The organism is Streptomyces glaucescens, from assembly GCF_002154375.1.
GTDB classification, from domain to species: Bacteria; Actinomycetota; Actinomycetes; order Streptomycetales; family Streptomycetaceae; genus Streptomyces; species Streptomyces glaucescens.
The window spans coordinates 1-2,486 of the sequence record NZ_MUND01000967.1 but is presented as its reverse complement, the minus strand read 5'-3'; the positions used below and the strand labels follow the sequence as shown (position 1 = coordinate 2,486).

Here is a 2,486-nt window from a genome sequence, read left to right as displayed (position 1 = left end):
GGGGGCCGCCGGGCGCCGGGTCCGGCCGGAGGGACAGCTCGCGGGCGAAGTCGCGGACGAGGTCGTGCGGCGCGTATCTGCCGTACGCCGTCTCCTCCAGCAGGGCCACGTCGACCAGCCGGTCCAGGGCCGCCTCGGCACGCCGTTCGTCGGTGCCGGTGAGGCGGGCGATGAGGGGGGCACCGTAGGCGGGGAGGTCGAGGGCGCCGATGCGGCGCAGGGCGAGGGCCGCGTCGCGGTCGGCCTCGCGGTCGGAGGCGGCGAGGGCGTCGTGGGCGACGGCGAGGGAGCGGCGCACGCTCAGGTCGTCGTACTCCAGGTGGTGCAGCCGGCCTTCGGTCGCGGCGAGTTGGTGGGCCAGGACGTCCGGGGTGAGGGCGCTGCGCGCGGCGAGCCGGGCCGCGACGACCCGCAGGGCGAGCGGCAGCCGGCCGGTGAGGTCGACGAGGGGGTGGGCGGCGTCCAGGCCGGCCCGCCCGGACACCGCACGCAGCAGTGCCGCGCTGTCGTCGCCGGTGAGCGGGGAGAGCGGGAAGCGGCGGGCGCCGTCGAGGGCGGTCAGCGGTGAGCGGCTGGTGACGATGACGGCGCAGCCGGGCCCGGCGGGCAGCAGCGGCCGTACCTGGGCGGCGGTGGCGGCGTCGTCGAGGACCAGCAGGGTGCGGGTGGGCGCGAGCAGGGACCGCAGCAGGGCGGCGGCGGCATCCGGGTGGTCGGGGACGCGGCGGGGCTCGGTGCCGAGGTCGCGCAGCAGGGCGGCGAGGGCCTGGGCGGAGGTGAGAGGGGTCATGCCGGGGGTGGCGCCGTGCAGGTTGATGTAGAGCTGGCCGTCGGAGAAACGTTCCGTCAGGGCGTGGGCGACATCCAGCGCGAGCGCGCTCTTGCCCACCCCGGCCATCCCGGTGACCACGGCGACCGCGCCCGGCTCCAGCAGGGCCGCGCGCAGCGCGTCCCGGTCCGCCCCGCGGCCGGTGAAGTGCGGCGGCGGCGGGGGCAGCTGCGCGGGCCGCGGCGCGGCGGGAACGGCGGGAACGGCGGCCGGGGCCGCCGGACCGGCGGACGGCTCCTGCGACGGCTCGTCCCGCGGCACCCCGCGCAGCACCTCCACATGTGCGTCCCGCACCGTCGGCGCCGGTTCCACGCCCAGCTCCTCCAGCAGCCGGGCGCGCAGATCGCGATGGACGGCCAGGGCCTCGGCGCGCCGGCCCGTGCGGTGCAGGGCGAGCATCAGCTGCCGGTGGTACGCCTCGCGCAGCGGATACTCCGCGGCCAGCTCCGCCAGCTCCGGCACCAGCTCGCCGAGCCGGGCACCACCGACGGCCAGTTCGGCGTCGTAGCGCCACTCCAGCAGCAGCAGCCGGGCCTCCGCCAGACGCTGGACGAAGGCGTACCCACCCAGGTCGGAGGAAAGGCCGCTGAGCGGCGTGCCGCGCCACAGGGCGAGCCCGGCGGTCGCCTCGCGCACCACCCGCGCCCAGTCCCCGGCGGCGTGCGCGCCGCGCGCGGCGGTGACATGGCGTTCGAACACATGGACGTCCAGCTCGTCCGGTTCGACCCGCAGCAGATAGCCCGGCGGCACCGCGCGCAGCCGGTCGGGGTAGTCGAGGAGGCGGCGCAGCCGGGTGACGTGATTGTGCAGGGAGGCGTGCGCGGAGGCGGGCGGGTCGCCGCCCCACAGCGCGTCCTTGAGCGACTCGACGGAGACCACCCGGCCGGCCTCCAGCAGCAGCGCGGCGAGCAGCGCCCGCGCCTTGGGACTGCGGATGGTGCGCACCGCGCCGCCGTGGGGACGGGGGGTCTGATCGGCTCGCGCGGCGGGGTCCCGCGGGCCGGATCCGTGATCGGCTGGCGCTGCGGGATCCTGGGCGCCTGGTGCGCGATCGGCTCGCGCGGCGGGGTCCTGCGGGCCGGGGGCCGTGGTCGGCTGGTAGAGCACGGGCGGGCCCAGCAGTCCGAACCGCATCACACCCTGGCGCATTTCCGCCCTCGTCACGACGGTTTCCCGCCACCCGCTCACTGCCGGTCCCCGGCGGGGACCCCGCTGCTGATTCCTTGCCGTACCCCGGCGTCACCCGGGTCGCGCGTCCGGCCCCGGAAGACGGCTTCGCGCCAACTGGCAGACAGCACTCCGGAGAACCGTTGGCCACATGTTAGCGATCCGTTGGTGTCACCTGATGTGATCACTTCATCGGAACCGGCGCGACGGTGCGCGCGTAGAACGCGTTGCTCGGGGGAGTGTCGCCGCCGCGGCCGGATCCGGGACGCCAGTGGGCCCCGGTCGTCAGAGGTGAACGACCGGGGCCCGCGTCCGCACCTTCGCGCGCGACCCGGGGACACTGCTGCCATGCGACTGCGCTGCGCCCTCCTGGACGACTTCCAGAACGCCGCGACCACCGCCGCCGACTGGTCCCCCGTGGCCGACCGCGTCGAGGTGGTCCCCTTCACCGAGCACTTCGCCGACGAGGACGACCTGGCCGCCGCCCTCG

Annotated in this window: 1 protein-coding gene and 1 pseudogene; one reads left to right on the top strand and one right to left on the bottom strand. The window is 76.6% G+C overall.

All coding sequences use genetic code 11. The features are described from left to right. Positions 1-1,978: AfsR/SARP family transcriptional regulator (locus CCN42_RS39815; RefSeq protein ID WP_211294903.1), on the bottom strand; the 1,978-nt coding region annotated here is incomplete at its 3' end. A 366-nt stretch (positions 1,979-2,344) separates the two neighbouring features. Here CCN42_RS39815 and CCN42_RS45415 point away from each other — a divergent pair. Then, positions 2,345-2,486 (top strand): annotated as a pseudogene (locus CCN42_RS45415) (D-2-hydroxyacid dehydrogenase family protein); the annotation flags it as partial.